The organism is Streptomyces sp. NBC_00727 (assembly GCF_045161745.1).
GTDB lineage: Bacteria > Actinomycetota > Actinomycetes > Streptomycetales > Streptomycetaceae > Streptomyces.
In genome coordinates, this window is record NZ_CP108981.1 from 6338249 (window position 1) to 6355054 (window position 16806).

16 protein-coding genes are annotated in these 16806 nt (G+C 73.0%); 9 read left to right on the plus strand and 7 right to left on the minus strand.

Features of this window, described 5'->3' with window-relative positions; genetic code table 11:
* Window positions 1-28 precede the first annotated feature (28 nt).
* The 3 genes from OG242_RS28610 to xylB form a co-directional block, all read right to left on the minus strand.
* On the minus strand, window positions 29-862 hold the full coding sequence (locus OG242_RS28610) for a hypothetical protein (RefSeq protein ID WP_405900889.1): 834 nt from the start codon (window positions 860-862) through the stop codon (window positions 29-31).
* Window positions 862-2133 (minus strand): VWA domain-containing protein, encoded by a 1272-nt coding sequence (locus OG242_RS28615; protein ID WP_405900890.1) that lies wholly within the window; start codon window positions 2131-2133, stop codon window positions 862-864. Before OG242_RS28615 ends, OG242_RS28610 begins: the two co-directional genes overlap by 1 nt.
* 95 nt (window positions 2134-2228) lie before the next feature.
* Window positions 2229-3719, minus strand: coding sequence for a xylulokinase (gene xylB / locus OG242_RS28620; RefSeq protein ID WP_405900891.1), 1491 nt, complete (start codon window positions 3717-3719; stop codon window positions 2229-2231).
* A gap of 229 nt (window positions 3720-3948) precedes the next feature.
* Here xylB and xylA point away from each other — a divergent pair, with 229 nt between their 5' ends.
* On the plus strand, window positions 3949-5118 hold the full coding sequence (gene xylA, locus OG242_RS28625) for a xylose isomerase (RefSeq protein WP_405900892.1): 1170 nt from the start codon (window positions 3949-3951) through the stop codon (window positions 5116-5118).
* A 70-nt stretch (window positions 5119-5188) separates the two neighbouring features.
* Here the strand turns inward: xylA and OG242_RS28630 are convergent, their stop codons facing one another.
* The 4 genes from OG242_RS28630 to OG242_RS28645 form a co-directional block, all read right to left on the minus strand.
* Window positions 5189-6433 carry an ROK family protein gene (locus OG242_RS28630; RefSeq protein ID WP_405900893.1) on the minus strand — a complete coding sequence of 415 codons (1245 nt, stop codon included), beginning with the start codon at window positions 6431-6433 and terminating at the stop codon, window positions 5189-5191.
* A gap of 81 nt (window positions 6434-6514) precedes the next feature.
* Window positions 6515-7165, minus strand: a complete 651-nt coding sequence (locus OG242_RS28635; RefSeq protein WP_405900894.1) for a DUF305 domain-containing protein — start codon at window positions 7163-7165, stop codon at window positions 6515-6517.
* On the minus strand, window positions 7162-7812 hold the full coding sequence (locus OG242_RS28640; protein WP_405900895.1) for a DUF3105 domain-containing protein: 651 nt from the start codon (window positions 7810-7812) through the stop codon (window positions 7162-7164). Before OG242_RS28640 ends, OG242_RS28635 begins: the two co-directional genes overlap by 4 nt.
* 268 nt (window positions 7813-8080) lie before the next feature.
* The gene (locus tag OG242_RS28645) at window positions 8081-8500 is read right to left on the minus strand and encodes a hypothetical protein (RefSeq protein ID WP_405900896.1); all 420 of its coding nucleotides are present in this window, start codon (window positions 8498-8500) and stop codon (window positions 8081-8083) included.
* A 116-nt stretch (window positions 8501-8616) separates the two neighbouring features.
* Here OG242_RS28645 and OG242_RS28650 point away from each other — a divergent pair, with 116 nt between their 5' ends.
* The 8 genes from OG242_RS28650 (at window position 8617) to OG242_RS28685 (ending at window position 16746) form a co-directional block, all read left to right on the plus strand.
* On the plus strand, window positions 8617-9477 hold the full coding sequence (locus OG242_RS28650) for a phospholipid scramblase-related protein (protein WP_405900897.1): 861 nt from the start codon (window positions 8617-8619) through the stop codon (window positions 9475-9477).
* Between the two features lie 119 nt (window positions 9478-9596).
* Window positions 9597-11273 carry an FUSC family protein gene (locus tag OG242_RS28655; protein WP_405900898.1) on the plus strand — a complete coding sequence of 559 codons (1677 nt, stop codon included), beginning with the start codon at window positions 9597-9599 and terminating at the stop codon, window positions 11271-11273.
* Complete coding sequence (locus OG242_RS28660) at window positions 11270-11776, plus strand: MarR family winged helix-turn-helix transcriptional regulator (RefSeq protein ID WP_405900899.1); 507 nt, start codon at window positions 11270-11272, stop codon at window positions 11774-11776. The genes OG242_RS28655 and OG242_RS28660 overlap by 4 nt, the downstream gene beginning before the upstream one ends.
* 323 nt (window positions 11777-12099) lie before the next feature.
* Window positions 12100-13713 (plus strand): sensor histidine kinase, encoded by a 1614-nt coding sequence (locus OG242_RS28665; protein ID WP_405900900.1) that lies wholly within the window; start codon window positions 12100-12102, stop codon window positions 13711-13713.
* The gene (locus OG242_RS28670) at window positions 13710-14117 is read left to right on the plus strand and encodes a roadblock/LC7 domain-containing protein (protein WP_360850503.1); all 408 of its coding nucleotides are present in this window, start codon (window positions 13710-13712) and stop codon (window positions 14115-14117) included. The genes OG242_RS28665 and OG242_RS28670 overlap by 4 nt, the downstream gene beginning before the upstream one ends.
* Window positions 14114-14485 carry a DUF742 domain-containing protein gene (locus OG242_RS28675; protein ID WP_405900901.1) on the plus strand — a complete coding sequence of 124 codons (372 nt, stop codon included), beginning with the start codon at window positions 14114-14116 and terminating at the stop codon, window positions 14483-14485. The genes OG242_RS28670 and OG242_RS28675 overlap by 4 nt, the downstream gene beginning before the upstream one ends.
* Window positions 14466-15080 carry a GTP-binding protein gene (locus OG242_RS28680; RefSeq protein WP_405900902.1) on the plus strand — a complete coding sequence of 205 codons (615 nt, stop codon included), beginning with the start codon at window positions 14466-14468 and terminating at the stop codon, window positions 15078-15080. The genes OG242_RS28675 and OG242_RS28680 overlap by 20 nt, the downstream gene beginning before the upstream one ends.
* A gap of 91 nt (window positions 15081-15171) precedes the next feature.
* Window positions 15172-16746 carry a cytochrome P450 gene (locus tag OG242_RS28685; RefSeq protein ID WP_405900903.1) on the plus strand — a complete coding sequence of 525 codons (1575 nt, stop codon included), beginning with the start codon at window positions 15172-15174 and terminating at the stop codon, window positions 16744-16746.
* The last annotated feature ends 60 nt before the right edge of the window (window positions 16747-16806 follow it).

Genomic DNA, 16806 nt, shown 5'->3' on the forward strand with positions numbered 1-16806 from the left:
ACGGGCCGGTCCGGCGGTGGGCCTTGCGTCAGGCGCCCGGCGGCACGTGGTGCGGGCGGCCCCGGCCTCTGGTCGCGGAGTAGCCGAAGACGCCCGCCAGCGCGGCGAGCACGCCGCCGCCGGCCGTCCACAGCCAGCGGCTGGTCCACCAGCCCGAGGACCAGCCGTCGTCCGGCTCACCGGCGAGCGCCACCGGCTCGGCGGAGGCGTCCGTGCCGTCGTCCGAGGCCTGCTCGGCCGAGGAGACGCCCGGGACCAGGGGCTTCGACAGGGTGCCGTCCACGTCGGCGGACCCGCCCTGGTCCTTGGAGTTGACCTCGACCTCGGTGTGCACCGGCAGACCGAGGTCGGCCTGGGCCAGGCCGACGACCGTGAGGCGGACGTAGTAGCTGCCCGGCAGGGGGTCGTTGGCCCACGGCTCGGCGTTGGCCCGTACGGTGCGCAGCACGCAGGTCAGCTCGACCGTCGCGGCGTCGGTCGCGGCCGTGCCGGTCTGCTTGCCGTACATGCAGGCCTGGCGGCGGCGCAGCCCGTCGTACACGTCGACCTGCCAGGTCTGCGCCCCGTGCCGGGCGGCGCTCTCGGGCAGGGTGACCTTCGCCGTCACCGTGGCGCGCTGCCCGGCGTCGGCCGGGAAGACCCAGTACAGGTAGTCGCCGGTGGAGGCCCCTGCGGTGGCGGTCTCGCCCTGCTGGATCGCCGTGGCGGTACGGAAGGTGGTGCCCGCCTCCGTGGGGCCCGAGGCGTCACCGGAGGCGCTCGGGCTCGGCGAGGCGTCGTCGGCCGCGGCGGCCGACGCTCCGGTCAGCAGGGCCAGGCCGGTCAGCAGCGCGCCCGCGAGCACGCGTCTCGTACGGGACATCAGTTGGTCCTCCAGACAGCGACGCGCCAGCGCGAGATCCAGCCGAAGAGCAGACCCACGATCAGACCGGTCAGGGTGAGCAGGCCCAGCAGCCACCAGCCGTGACCGAGGCCGAACGCGGCGACGTCCGCCGCCTCGTCGGGGGCGTCCACCACGTCGACGGTCAGTTCCAGCGGCATGCCGGGGGCGGTCTTCACCGAGGCCGGGGCCGAGAACGCGTTGCTGACCTGGAGGCAGACGGTCTCCGCGGCGGGCTTGCTGTCGTTGTCGTCCAGCTCGGGCTTCGGGTACCGCAGCCCGGACGAGATGGCGTCGGTGCGCCCGGTGCCGGACTCGGAGCCCCGGACGATCTCGCGGCCGTGCGTGGTCACCGCGCGCAGCAGCATCCCGTAGTCGTTGTTGACGGCGCGGTCGGCGAACACGCTGACGGACGCGCGCAGTTCCTGGCCCGGCAGCACGTCGACCTTGTACCAGCGGTGCTCGCCGAACTTCTCGCGGTCCGTGTAGAGACCGGGCTTCAGCTCGGGCGCGTCCGTGCAGCTGTCGGCGCCCTTCGTGGCGACCGGAGTGACGACGGGCTCGGCCGCCCGGTCCACCAACTGCTTCACACGGCCCGAGAGTTCGTCGGTGTGCTGGACGGCGGTGTAGGTGCCGCCGGTGGCCTCGGCGATGCAGGTCAGCTGCTGGCGGATCTTGGCGTTCGGCACCAGGCCGAGCGTGTCGATGACCAGGTGGATGCCGCGCGCCGCGATGTCGCGGGCGACCTCGCACGGGTCGAGCGGGCCGCAGGTGTCCTCGCCGTCGCTGATGAGCACGATCCGGCGGGTGGAGTCGCCGCCCTCCAGGTCGTCGGCGGCGCCGAGCAGCGCGGGGCCGATCGGGGTCCAGCCGGTGGGGGCGAGCGTGGCGACGGCGGTCTTCGCCTCGGTGCGGTCCAGCGGGCCGACCGGGTACAGCTGCTTGGTGTCCTTGCAGCCCACCTTGCGGTCGTCGCCCGGGTAGTCGGCGCCGAGGGTGCGGATGCCGAGCTGCACCTGCTCCGGCACCGCGTCCAGGACCTCGTTGAACGCCTGCTTCGCCGCACTCATCCGGGACTGGCCGTCGATGTCACGGGTCCGCATGGAACCGCTGACGTCGAGGACCAGCTCGACCTTGGGGGAGGCTTTCGTGGGGGTTTCATCGGCCGACGCGGGGAGCACCGAGCCGAACCCGGCGGTCAGGGTGGCGAGCAGGATGCCCACCCCGACCGTCAGCCTTCTTCTTATGATCATCGCCGGATAGTAGTGAACATCAGTTCGCTATCCAAAACGGCGGGTTGCCGCTGCACGCGCGCACGCCGCGCGCGCAGCGGCCCCTTGATGGCGGATCAGGCGTTACGGTCCCCGCCGAGCAGCGGACCCGACGCCCGCTCCAGTACGGAACCGATCCGGTCCCACGCCGTCAGGTCCCGCTCCACGGCCTCCAGAAGCAGGTCCTCACCGGTGTCCCAGCCGGCGGCGACGGCCACCGGGTCCGCCCCCGTGGCCGCCGCGGCGGCGAGCGCGGCCGCGCCGAGGGCGACCAGCTCCCCGGCCCCCGGCACGATCACCGGCCGTCCCGAGAGCCGCCGCACGGTCTCCACCCAGACGCGGCCCTGGGCCCCGCCGCCGATCAGCCGCAGCGGCCGGCCCGCCACCTCGGGGTCGGCCGGGTCGAGCCCGCAGGCCCGCAACAGCTCGTCGAGTGCCCGCAGCACGGTGAACACCGCGCCCTCGTAGGCGGCGCCGAGCAGCTGCTGCGGGGCCGTGTCGTGCCGCAGTCCGGTGAGGAGACCGGCCGACGTGGGCAGGTCCGGGGTGCGCTCGCCGTCCAGGTAGGGCAGCAGGACCGCCTCGCCGCCGGGCACCGCGTCGTTGCGGTCCAGGCCCAGCAGGGCGGCGACCTTGTCCACGGCGAGCGTGCAGTTGAGGGTGCAGGCCAGCGGCAGATACGTACCGTCCGCCGCCGCGAAGCCCGAGAGCGCGGCGGAGGCCGGCCGGGTCCCGGACGCGGCGAAGACCGTACCCGAGGTGCCCAGGCTCAGCACCGGGTGGTCGAGCAGCCCGGCGCCGCCGAGGCCCAGCCCGACGGCGGCGCTCATGTTGTCCCCGGTGCCCGCCGCGACGGCGATCCCGGCGGGCAGGCCCAGCGCCTCGGCGGCCGCCTCCGTCAGCGAACCGACCCGGGCCGCGCCGCTCGCAGCCACCTCGGGCAGCAGCGCCCGGTCGAGACCGATGAGCGCGAGCAGTTCGGGGTCGTAGGCGCCGGTCGCGGTGGAGTACCAACAGGTGCCCGAGGCGTCTCCCGGGTCGGTGACGGCCCGGCCGGACAGCCGCTCGGTCAGGAAGTCGTGCGGGAGGCGCACCGCGGCCGCCGCCTCGGCGGTCTCCGGCTCGTTCTCCCTCAGCCACTGCCACTTGGACGCGGTCATCGCGGCCACCGGGACCGAACCGGTGCGCGCGGTCCAGGCGTCGGGGCCGCCGAGCGCGGCGGTCAGGGCCGCGGCCTGCGGGGCGGAGCGGGTGTCGTTCCACAGCAGGGCCGGCCGCAGCGGGCGGCCCTCGGTGTCCAGGACGACCAGGCCGTGCTGCTGGCCGGCGACCGCGATCCCCACCACGTCCGCCGCCGCGACCCCGGACTCCTTCAGCCCGGCGGCGACGGCGTCGCGCAGGGCCTGCCACCAGACCTCGGGGTCGCTCTCGCGTGCGCCGCCCTCGCCGGTGACGACGTGCGGGGCGCGGCCGACTGCCAGCAGGCGGCCGGTGGCGGTGTCGGTGAACGCCGCCTTGGTGGACTGGGTGGAGCTGTCCACACCGATGACGACGGTATGCGGCGGCATGGCTGACCTCATTCGCTCGTGTATTTGATCGTGCGCAAAACAAATTACGCGATCGGGCCCGCCCGGAACAGGGCCTGTTCCGGGCGCCCGGCGGCGGGAGGCGGACGCCACGCCTCCCGGGGCTTTACGCCGCACGGGCTGTCCGTGCATCATTAGTCATGACAGTGAACAAATAGAGGTTCGGCCGCCCGACCGGCTGCGGAACCACGGCCCCTAAGGCGGCACCACCATGACGGAACGCTTCGCTCCGACCCCCGAGGACAAGTTCACCTTCGGTCTGTGGACCGTGGGCTGGCAGGGCCGCGACCCCTTCGGCGACGCGACGCGCGACGCGATCGACCCGGTCGACTCCGTCCAGCGCCTCGCCGAGCTGGGCGCGTACGGCGTGACCTTCCACGACGACGACCTGATCCCGTTCGGCTCCTCGGACACCGAGCGCGAGGGCATCGTCAAGCGCTTCCGCCAGGCGCTCGACACGGCCGGACTCGTCGTCCCCATGGCCACGACGAACCTCTTCACGCACCCCGTCTTCAAGGACGGCGCCTTCACCGCCAACGACCGGGACGTCCGCCGCTACGCCCTGCGCAAGACCATGCGCAACATCGACCTGGCCGTCGAGCTGGGCGCCACCACCTACGTCGCCTGGGGCGGCCGTGAGGGCTCCGAGTCCGGCGCGGCCAAGGACATCCGCGCCGCGCTCGACCGCATGAAGGAGGCGTTCGACCTGCTGGGCGACTACGTCACCGAGCAGGGCTACGACCTGAAGTTCGCCATCGAGCCCAAGCCGAACGAGCCGCGCGGCGACATCCTCCTCCCCACCATCGGCCACGCCCTCGCCTTCATCGAGCGCCTGGAGCGCCCCGAGATGGTGGGCGTCAACCCGGAGGTCGGCCACGAGCAGATGGCCGGGCTGAACTTCCCGCACGGCATCGCCCAGGCCCTGTGGGCGGGCAAGCTCTTCCACATCGACCTCAACGGCCAGTCCGGCATCAAGTACGACCAGGACCTCCGCTTCGGCGCCGGCGACCTGCGCCAGGCCTTCTGGCTCGTCGACCTCCTGGAGAACTCCGACTACGCCGGCCCCCGCCACTTCGACTTCAAGCCGCCGCGCACCGAGGACTACGACGGCGTCTGGGCCTCCGCCGCCGGCTGCATGCGCAACTACCTGATCCTCAAGGAGCGCGCCGCAGCCTTCCGCGCCGACCCGGCCGTCCAGGAGGCCCTGCGCGCCTCCCGCCTGGACGAGCTGGCGCAGCCCACCGCCGAGGACGGCGTGGCCGGGCTCCGCGCCGACCGCTCCGCCTTCGAGGAGTTCGACGTGGACGCGGCCGCCGCACGCGGCATGGCGTTCGAGGTCCTGGACCAGCTGGCGATGGACCACCTGCTCGGCGTCCGCTGACCCTGGGCGGTCAGTGAGCACAAGGGGGGCGGACGCGTGATGCGTCCGCCCCCCTCCGTACGCCTCAGCCTCAGGCCATCGCCGGGCGCGCGTACGCCACCGGGTCGGCCAGCACGTCCGTCATCACCAGCGCCGCCGCGCCCCGCGCCGCGTCACCCGCGACCGACGACGCGCGCAGCCGGCCGCCTCGGGGCGACCAGAGCCCCGACACCACCCGGCCCGTCAGCTCCTCGTCGGCCGGCGACGACAGCCACGGCATCAGGTTCCGGTAGATCCCGCCGAGCACCACCGCGTCCGGGTCCAGCAGATTGACCGCGCCCGACAGCACCCGCCCCAGCATCCGCCCGGCCTCCGCGACCGCGCCGACCGCCCGCTCGTCGCCCGCCCGCACCCGCTTCTCCAGCTCCGCGACCCCGAGCCCGCCGGCGCCCCCGTCGATCCCCGCCGCCCGCAGCAGCGCCGCCTGTCCGGCGTACTGCTCCAGGCACCCCCGCGAACCGCACCGGCACTGCGGCCCCTGCGCGTCCACCACCACGTGCCCGATCTCCCCGGCGAAGCCGTGCGCCCCGCGCAGCAGCTCGCCGTCGATGACCACCGCACCGCCCACGCCGATCTCGCCGGTCAGATAGAGGAAGCTGCGGATGCGCTCCAGGCCGCCGAACCACAGCTCGGCCAGGGCCGCCAGATTCGCCTCGTTCTCCGAGCGGACGGGCAGCACCGGGTGCCCGGGGTGCTCGACGGCGAGCGCGGCGGCGAACAGCTCCTCGGCCGGGACCTGGTTCCAGCCCAGGTTCGGCGCCTGGCGCACCGCGCCGCCCGAGACCAGGCCCGGCAGCGCCAGGGCCACGCCGACCGGGTACAGCTCCTGCTCCCGCGCCGAGTCCAGGGTGCGCGCGGCGATCCGGGCGGCGCGTGCGAGCACCTCGTGGGGCGGGGTGCCCCGGTTGTCCAGGTGCTCGGTGAGACGGACCCGGCCGGTACCCGCCAGGTCGACGACGCACACCGAGACGTAGTCGATGTTGACCTCGACCCCGAGCCCGGCCGGTCCGGTGCGGGCCGTCTTCAGCGCGGTCCCGGGGCGGCCGGCCTGCCCGCTGAACGTCTTGCCGGACTCGGTGAGGAAGCCGCTCTCCAGCAACTGTTCGACCAGCGAGGACACGGCGGCCCGGGTCAGCCCCACGCGCGCCGCGACGCCGGCCCGGGTCGCCTCCCCCTCGCCCTCGTCGCGGACGGCCCGCAGCACGAGGCTCAGATTGCTGCGCCGGACGGTGTCCTTGTCGGCCTTGGGCCCCAGCGGTGTGAGGTTGCTCTTCATATCGGTCCTGAGCCTATGCGATTCCGTACGCCAGTACGGTCGTGTCGGTCCGGGGCCACCGGCGGGTGGCCCCGGACCGTCTCAGGACACGGACGCCCCGCGCTCCTTCAGCATGTCCGCCATGAGCGCGATCTCCGACTTCTGGCCCAGGACCATGCCCGCGGCCAGGTTCTTCACCTCGTCGGTGCCCGCCGCCGACGCCGCCGCCTGGGCCATCTCGGCGCCGGCCTTGTGGTGCGCGGTCATCAGCTTCAGGAAGAGCACCTCGGCCGCCTTGCCCTTGGCCGCCCGCAGGGCGTCCAGTTCGGCGTCGGTCGCCATGCCGGGCATCAGCGCCCCGTCACCGCGCGGGGTGAAGGCGTGCCCCATCCACGCCATGGGCGGCCCGGGAGAGCTCTTCGCCCGGCCCCACATCTCCAGCCATCCCAGCAGCATGCCGCGCTGGTTGGCCTGGGTGTTGATGATGTCGAACGCCAGCCGGCGCACCGCCTCGTCCGAGGTGCGGTCCCGGACGATGAAGGACATCTCGACCGCCTGCTGGTGGTGGACCGCCATGTCACGCGCGAACCCCACATCGGCCGACGACTCGGCCGGCGCGGACGCGGACGCCGACGCGGCGGGCGCCGACGTCGAAGGCCGTGCGAACGTCAGCGCGATCAGCGCGAGTGCCAGCAGCAGCACCGCACCGCCGGCCAGCACCAGGGGCCGCGACGTGCGCGGGGCGGTCGTCACTTGGCGATCCCGCCGGTGCAGGCGGCGCCCGGCTCCGGGGTCTGCGGGCCCTGCACGTACTTGGTGAAGAACTGGGCGACGCGGGCGTCGGTGGCGCTCTTCACAGTGAGCTGCTTCCCCCAGGCGCTGAGCATCAGCGGCGCCGCCTGATCCTCGACCGGGCTCATCAGCGAGTACGGCGTGGACGACACCCGCTCGTCCAGCTTCTTTATGTCGGCGGGCTTCGCCTTGCTGGTGTACGTGACCCACACCGCGCCGTGCTCCAGCGAGTGGACGGCGTTCTCCTTCGGCAGGGCCTGGGTGTAGACGTCACCGTCGCAGTTCATCCACACCGGGTTGTGGTCGCCGCCGACCGGCGGGTTCATCGGGTAGTCGACGGTCTTGTCCACATGGTTCTGCGTGAGCTTGTCCCAGCTCTTCTCGCCGGTGACGGGCGAGGTCTTGCCCTTGGCCTCGGCCTTGTCCTGCTCGTCGGCGGCGTTCATCAGGTAGCCGCCACCGGCGACGAGGCCGGCGACCACCAGGACGCCGAGGGCGAGCGTGATGACGCGGGAGCGGCGCTCGCGGGCCCGCTCCTGGCGGCGGGCCTCCTCCAGCTTGGCGCGGCGGGCGGCGGAGGCGTTGTTCTGCTTGTCGGCGGTGGCCATGAGGGGTCCTTCGGTTCATCGGATCGGCAGGACGGAGTGCGTACGGCAGGGGGAGCCGCCGTCCCGGTGACGGGCACGGGGCTTCCCGGGCCTAGGGCCTGTATTGAGTTCCCCGTCGTCCGCCCGGAGGGCGGGCGCAGCGGCGGTCGGTGCGTGCGATCGGTGTGCGGCGGTCCAGGTCATGTGGCGGAGCCACCTGTCCTGGAGCGCCGTGCGGCGAGCGTGCGTGCCGGGCGTCGGGGCGCAGACGGGGAACTCGATACAGGCCCTAGGTCCGCTGAACCTGAAGGCGTACGGGATCGACGTCGTCGACCGCGTCGTTGGAGGGGCCCCGGACCGAGGCGCCACCGGTGAGGGGCCGGGCCGGGAGGAGTGCCACGGCGGCCGAGGGGACGGAGGCCGGTCCCGGCTGGCCGGGCAGCACGGCGGACGCGGAGCGTTCCGACGTGTCGTGGCAGGAGTCGCCCACGCCCCGGTCGCCGGGGGAGTCGGCCACCACGACCCGGACCACCGTGAGGTCGGTCAGCGTCGCGAGGGCCGAGGCGGGGGCGAACTCGGGCGAGGTGTGGGGCCGCACGGAGTGCGGCGAACAGCACGCGACGAGGGAGACCAGGACGAACACCCAGGCGAGCACGGCCGCCGCACCGGTGCCGCGCAGCCGTTCGGCGCCCTCGCTCTGCCTGTTCATTCCGCACATCGTACGTGGCGCGTTGAAGATTCAAGCAGTGCGGGAGGAGAACCGGTGAACCTGTGGATTCATGGACGAGCGGTTCCGTTCCGGTCATGGCGAGATAGTGTGCCCCGGTGACAACGCACTCGAACGTATCTGCGGGCTGGTATCCGGATCCGCACGGCGACTCCCAGCTGCTGCGCTACTGGGACGGCTCCCAGTGGACCGAGCACACCAGTCCCGTCGGCGGCGCCCCGGCCCAGGCCCCCGCGCAGCCGCAGGCTCCCGCGCAGGCCCCGGTGCCGCAGCAGACGGCGCCCCAGCAGACGGCGCCCCAGCAGCCGGCGCCGGTGCCCCAGCGGGGCGTGCAGGTGCCGCAGGGCGGCGGGCCCGTCGGCTCGCTCTTCACCCAGCAGGTCCTGGTCGTGAACCAGAAGGCCAAGCTGATCGAGGTGACGAACGAGTACAGCGTCTTCGACCAGAACGGCAACACCATCGGGTCGGTCGTCCAGGTCGGCCAGGGCGCCATGCGCAAGGTGCTGCGCTTCCTGACCAGCATCGACCAGTACCTGACCCACCGGCTGGAGATCCGCGACGCCTACGGCCAGCCGCAGCTGCTGCTGACCCGACCGGCGAAGTTCATCAAGTCCAAGGTCATCGTGCAGCGCCCGGACGGGCAGCCGGTCGGCGAGATCGTCCAGCAGAACGCCATCGGCAAGATCAACTTCGCCATCATGGCCGGCGGGCAGCAGATCGGCGCCATCAAGGCGGAGAACTGGCGCGCCTGGAACTTCGCGATCGTCGACCACAACGACGCCGAGGTCGCCCGGATCACCAAGACCTGGGAAGGACTCGCGAAGACGCTGTTCACGACGGCGGACAACTACGTCCTCCAGATCCACTACCAGCTGCCCGAGCCGCTGCTGAGCCTCGTGGTGGCGACGGCCCTCACCGTGGACACCGCCCTGAAGCAGGACGCCCGCGGCCTGGGCTGATCCCCTTCCGTACGCCCGACCGCCCGCGCCCCTCGCCCGAGGAGCGCGGGCGGCTCCGTGTCAAGGGGTAGGTCCCGCTCCAGGTGTTTTACTTGTGTAATACCTGTTAACGTATATGGGTGAGCGATACAACCATCAGGCCTTCCCGGCCCGCCGTCCGCCGGCTCCCACTGACCGGCCCGCTGCGCCTGAACCGGCCCTCCGACATGTGGTTCAAGCCCGCCACCAGCGTGGTCGTGGCCACCGCCATACCCAACCTGGTGCTCTTCGCCCTCGGCCGGCTCGACCTGGTGATGTACACGATGGCGGGCTCGCTCTGCGCGCTGTACGGCCACAACCTCCCGTACGCCCGCCGAGCCGGCACCGTCGCCGGGGTGGTCCTCGGCATGACCCTCGGCCTCGGCACCGCCCTCGTCGTCGCCTCGCTCACCGGCTCCGCCGCCGTCCTGATCGCCGTCGGCGCGCTCCTGGCCGCCGGGCAGAAGCTGCTGTGCGACGCGACCCGGATCGGGCCGCCCGGACCGGTGATCTTCACCTTTGTCAGCTCCGCCGCCCTCTTCGTCCCCCAGACGCCCGGCCAGATCCCCGGCCACCTCGCCCTCACCCTCGGCGCGGGCGCCGTCGCCTGGCTCGTCGCCGTCGTCGCCCCCGCGCTCGTCCGCCGCGACGGACCCGAACGCCGCGCGACCGCCCGCGCCCTGAACGCCGCCGCCGCGCACGCCGCCGACCCCGGCCACACCACCCGGCGCTCCGCCGTCACCGCCGTGCACGCCGCCTGGCAGACCCTTCTCGCCGCCGGCCGCCCCACCGAGGTGCGCCGGGCCCTGGAACGCCTGGTCGTCCACGCCGAGACCTCGGTCCTCGCGAGCGCGCCCGACCCCGCCGATGCCGCCCGGCTGCGCGAGTGGGCCCGGCTCACCCGAGCCCGCGGTCCCGTCCCCACCCCGCCGCCCGCCCCCGGCACCGGCGAAGAACTCTTCGGCGTCGACGCCGAACGCGCCGCCCGCCGCGGCTCGTTCCGTACGCTGCTGCGCGGCCTCGCCCCCGGCTCCCCGCTGCTCCCGGTCGCCGCCCGCACGCTCGTCGGCTGCGCCCTGGCCGGCTACGTCTGCTCCGCCGTGGGCGTCGGCCGCCCCTACTGGGCGATCGTCACCGCCGCCTCGCTCTACCAGGCCAACGTCACGCTCTCCTGGAACCGGACGCTCCAGCGCACCCTGGGCAACCTCATCGGCGTCCTCGTCTTCGCCGCCGTTCTCCCGGCCGCCCGGACCACCCCGCTCGCCCTCATCGGCTTCTGCCTCCTCTTCGGCTTCGCGGCCGAGGCGCTGATCACCCGCAACTACTGGCTCGGCTCCGTCGCGGTGACCCCGATGGCACTGCTCGTCCTGGAGTACGCGGGCAGCCACCCGGCCGGTGAGCTGATCGGCGACCGGGTCCTGGACACCGTCATCGGCGCGGCCGTCGGCTTCCTCGCCGCCGTGCTCGTCACCAACCGCCGCGCCACCGGCCGCGTCGAGCGCGCGCTGGCCGCCGCCGAACTGGCCCGCACCCACGCCGTGCGGACCCTCGCCGCGCCCGAGCCCACCCCGGCCGCCCTGGACGCCGCCCGCCGCCGGCTCACCGGGTCGCTGGTCGAGCTGCGCGAGGCGGACGACACCGCGGCCGGCGAGTGGTGGCAGCCCGCCCTGTCCCAGGAGGCGGTGCTCGCGGCCGAGCAGGCCGGACACCGTACGCTCGCGGCGACAGCGAAACGGCGAGGGCCGACCGTCCCCGCCCAGGAGAACGGAGCGGTGTGACCGACGACATCGTCGCCTCGGTGGTCCGGCAGTGGCAGGCCGTGAACCCGGACCTCGACACCGGGCCCATGGAGCTCATCGGCCGGATCAACCGCTGCTCCGCGCTGCTCCAGCAGGCCGAGGACGCTCCGCTGCGGGCGGCCGGCCTGACCCGCGCCGAGTTCGACCTGCTCGGAGCCGTACGCCGTACCGACCGTGAACTGACCCCCGGTGAACTGGCCCGGGAGACCTTCTCCTCCGGGGCCGCCGTCACCAAGCGGCTGCGGGTCCTCCAGGAGCGCGGCCTGATCTCCCGGCGCGGCGACGAGCGGGACCGCAGGGTCGCCTACGTACGCCTCACCGACGAGGGTCGCGACCTGGTCGACGGGCTGCTGCCCCGGCAGCTGGCGTACGAACGCGCGGTGCTCTCCGGTCTCGACGCCGAGTCCCGCGACCGGCTGAGCGCACAGCTCAGCGAACTGCTCGTGCAGCTGGAGGGGCGCATCGGCGGCGCCCGCCGCTGACCCGGCCCGCGGTACCGGCATCACTCGTACGAGCCCCTTCGCTCGTATGTGCCCATGCATGGCCTCGCGGGGCGATTCTTCCCATTTCTCCGCCCCGTCACTCCCCGCACACGCGCGGAGGCGGTGCGTGCAAAAACTCGTGAGCGTACTACCGCGGAAGCGCTCGCGCAGGGGGTTGGAGGAATGTGTGAAAGCGCTGATTCGATCTGACTAAGCTCACGCGCAGTGAAGCCGAGTTGAGATGAATTCGCGCGCTTGTTCCCTTCGTTCATACAAGCGCCGAATCTCCGGAATACAGCCCGAATCAACCGCCAGAGGTTCAGATGGCCCGTGTTGAATCACCGCAGGCCGGCCGGGAAGCCCCCGTCGCCCGCGCCCTGTTGCTGCCCGTCGTCGTGATGGCGGGCGCAACCGCCGCCGCGGCGGCGCTGGTCGCCGAGCCCGCGCGGATAGCAGTCGTCTGGTGTGGAGCGTTCGCCACCGTCGTGGTCGCCGCACTCGCCGTGGAGATCGCCCGCCGAGGCCGGACGATCCGCCGCCGGAACACCGAGTACCAACAGCGCGTCTCCGCCCTGGAACGGCGCATCGCCGAGCACGACGAAGAGACCGTCCGCATCAGCAAGGAGCTGCTGCCGTCCGCCATCCACCGTCTGCGCGTGGGCAATTCGCCCGACGAGGTGCTGCGCGACGTGGTGGACTCCGACCCGGTCTACCGCCACCTGCCCGACGCCCAGCGCTCCCTCGTCTACACCGTCCTCGACATCATCGACAACGAGGAGGCGACCCGCGACTCCGCGCAGCGCGCCTTCGTCAACGTCGCCCGCCGCGTCCAGGCGATCGTCCACCGGCAGGCCAGTGAGCTGCGGGAGATGGAGGAGCACCACGGGCGCAACCCCGACGTCTTCGACGACCTGCTCCGCATCGACCACGGCACCGCGCTGATCGGCCGGCTCGCCGACTCCATCGCCGTCCTCGGCGGCGCACGGCCCAGCCGCCAGTGGCCCAAGCCCGTACCGCTGTTCAGCGTGCTGCGCGGTGCCATGTCGCGCATCCTGGAGTACCCGCGCGTCGATCTGCACTCGATCGCCAAGGTCGCCATCATCGGCACCGCGGTCGAACCGCTCATCCACGCCTGCGCCGAACTGCTCGACAACGCCACCCGCTACTCGCCGCCGCAGACCCGCGTGCACGTCACCGCGGTCGAGGTGCAGACCGGCATCGCCATCGAGATCGAGGACGGCGGCGTCAGCCTCAGCGAGGAGGCCCGCGCCCGCGCCGAGAACATGCTCGCCAGGGCCCAGGCCGGCTCCAGCATGAACGACCTCGGCGAGTCCCCCCGCCTCGGGATGGCCGTCGTCGGCCGCCTGGCGCGGATGTACGACCTCCAGGTCTCGCTGCGGCAGTCCGCGTACGGCGGTGTGCGCGCCGTGCTCATCGTGCCCGGCGCCATGATCACCACCGGCCCGGCGCCCGGCATCGCCCACGGCATCGGCGCCACCTCGCGGCCCACCAGTGACATCGACCTCGCAGACATGCAGCACGTCGTGCCGCCCCGGGGCAAGCGCCGCAAGCCCAGCCCCGTCGCCGCCCGCCCGGCGACCGGCCCGGTGGTCTCCGAGCAGCCCCGTCCGGTCATCCCGGCCGTCGCCATGGAGGACGACCTGCCCGTCGTGACCGAGTGGACCGCCGGCGGACTCCCGCAGCGCCGCAGCCGGGGCCGCGCACCGCTCGGCTCGCACAACCTCCCCGCACAGGCCGCCGACCCCACCGCCGGCCGCACCAACGGCCACGGCTACGGGCCCGGCCAGGACAACAGCAAGGAACCGCCCCCCGGTATCTGGCTGGAGGCGTTCACCAAGGCCGCCAACGGAGTGCCCCAGGAGCCCAGGGCGGACGAAGACTCTGACGACGCGTGGGACAAGGGAGATCTGCAGTGATCCAGCAGCGGGGAAACATGGACTGGATGCTCAAGGAGCTCGCCGACGACGTCCCGGACATCCACCAGATCGTCGTCCTCTCCGCGGACGGTCTGCGCATCGCCCGGCACGGCGGCGACCCCGATGTCGCCGACCGGCTCGCGGCGGCCTGCGCCGGCCTGCAGAGCCTGGCGGCGGCCGTCGCCTCCGAGATCCCGTACAGCGACGGCCGGATGAGGCTCGTCGTCATCGAGGTCACCGGCGGCTTCTTCTACCTGATGGCCGCCGGGGCGGGCGCCTATCTCGCCGTACTCGCCGGCGAGACGGTCGACGCCGGACTCGTCGGGTCGCGGATGCGCGACATGGTCGTACGGATCGGCGGCCACCTCACGAGCCCGCCCCGACACGACGGGCAGGCCGGATGAGCTCTCCCCGACGAGAACGCCGCAGGGCCGACCCGGCACTGAGTGACCCGGAGCGGCTCTACGTCATCACCGGCGATCCCGACGGCAGCGAGCGGGCAGCGCTCGACCTGGTCACGATGATCGTCTCGAAGTCGGAGCCGTCACCCACGGTCCAGCCCGAGCAGGCCGTGATCCTCCGGCTCTGCCAGGCACCGTTATCCGTCGCGGAACTCTCCGCCTACCTCAGCCTGCCGTTCAGCGTGGTGACCTCGCTCCTCACCGAACTCCTCGCCACCGGACTGATCGAATCGCGCGCGCCGATCGTCCGCGCGACCCTCCCGGACCGGTCCCTCCTCGAAGCGGTGATGCATGGACTTCAGAAACTCTGACACGATCACGGGCCCCCGCAGCGAGGACGTCCTGCCCACCACGGCCACCGCCGCGGTGAAGGTCGTGATCGTCGGAGGGTTCGGGGTCGGCAAGACGACCATGGTCGGCTCGGTCAGCGAGATCCGGCCGCTGACCACCGAAGAGACGATGACCCAGGCCGGCGTCGGCGTGGACGACAACTCCGGGGTGGAGAGCAAGACCGCCACCACCGTCGCCATGGACTTCGGCCGCATCAGCATCAGTGAGGAGCTGATCCTCTACCTCTTCGGCACCCCGGGCCAGGAACGCTTCTGGTTCCTGTGGAACGGCCTGTTCGAGGGCGCGCTCGGCGCCGTCGTCCTCGTCGACACCCGCAGGCTCGAAACCAGCTTCGACGTCATCGGGCGCCTGGAGGAGCGGGGGGTGCCGTTCGTCGTCGCCATCAACACGTTCCCCGAGGCTCCGAAGTACCCCGTCGAGGCGCTGCGGGCAGCCCTGGACCTCCCCGAAGAGGTTCCGATAATCGACTGCGACGCCCGGCTGCGCGTCTCCAGCCGCGATGTGCTGATGACCCTGATGCGCTACCTGCACAGCCTGGCCCTCCCGCTCGGCTGACCCGCCCGCGCCCCCTTCCCGAACCCGTTCCGCGCGTCCCCACCGCGCCCCCGTCCGTCCGGCCCCCCGCGGCCCGACCCCTGGAGCGATCGTGACAAGCCCCTTCCCCTACGAGCACGGCCCGGTCCCGCCCCCCGAGTGCCCGGCCCACGGCCTGGGCGTCGGCCCCGGCGGTCTGCGCCGGCTCTACGGCCCCGAGGCCGAGCAGGACCCGCGCGGCCTGCACGAGAAGCTGCGCGCCGAACACGGCACGGTGGCCCCCGTCCTGCTGCACGGCGACGTGCCCGCCTGGCTGGTACTCGGCCACAGCGAGAACCTGCACATGACCCGTACGCCGTCGCAGTTCTCCCGCGACTCGCGACGCTGGCGGGCCCTGCAGGACGGCAGCGTCGCGCCGGACCACCCGCTGGCCCCGATCTTCACCTGGCAGCCGATCTGCGTCTTCGCCGACGGCGCCACCCACGAGCGCCAGCGCGGTGCCGTCACCGACTCCATGGCCCGCATCGACACCCGTGGGGTGCGGCGCCACGTCAACCGCTACAGCAACCGGCTCGTCAACAGCTTCTGCCGCGAGGGCCGCACCGACCTCGTCGCCGAGTTCGCCGAACGGCTGCCCATGATGGTCATGTGCGCCATCCTCGGCATGCCGGAGGAGTACAACGACCGGATGGTGGAGGCGGCCCGCGACATGATCAAGGGCACCGCCACCGCCGTCCAGAGCAACGCCTACGTGGTCGGAGCGCTCACCCGCCTCGTCGAGCGCCGCCGCCGCGAACCCGCCGACGACTTCGCCACCTGGCTCGTCGAGCACCCCGCGAACATGAACGACCAGGAGGTCGCCGAGCACCTGCGGCTCACCCTGATCGCCTCCTACGAGGCCACCGCCAACCTGATCGCCAACGTCCTGCGCATGGTCCTCACCGACCCGCGCTTCCGGGCCCGGCTCAGCGGCGGCCACATGACCGTCCCCGAGGCGGTCGAGCAGACCCTGTGGGACGAGCCCCCGTTCACCGCCGTCTTCGGCCGCTGGGCCGTCGGCGACACCGAACTGGGCGGGAAGCACATCAAGGCCGGCGACGCCCTGATCGTCGGCATCGCACCGGCCAACACCGACCCCGTGGTACGCCCCGACCTGACCGCCAACATGGAGGGCAACCGCTCGCACCTCGCGTTCAGCGGCGGCCCCCACGAGTGCCCCGGACAGGACATCGGCCGCGCCATCGCGGATGTCGGCGTGGACGCCCTGCTGATGCGGCTGCCCGACCTCGAACTCGCGGTGGAGGAGAGCGAGCTGCGCTGGGTCGGCAACTTCATGAGCCGACACCTCGTCGAACTCCCCGCGGAATTCGCCCCCCGCTCCCCGCAGGACGACCGCGAGCCACCGGCCATGGGCAGGCCCAACACGGCCCGCCAGGACTGGGAGATCCAGTCCGCCGTGCGGCACACCGCCCCCACCCCGGTCCGCGCGCCCGTCGCCGGGGGCCCGGCCCACACCTCGGCGGCGGCCGGCCCGGCCGGGGCGACCGCCACCGTCGACGGCTCGGCGGACGCGCTGACCGGCGCCGCGGGCGAGGGGCCGGCCGCCGGCCGGGTGCCCCGCCAGCGCAGGCCCGGCGTACCCGCCCGGCTCTGGCACGTCGTGAGCCGCTGGTGGACCGGGGACTGAGGCCCCCGCGATGGCGGGGCGGCCCGTTGGTCGGGGCGGAAACGACGCCCCGCCACCGGG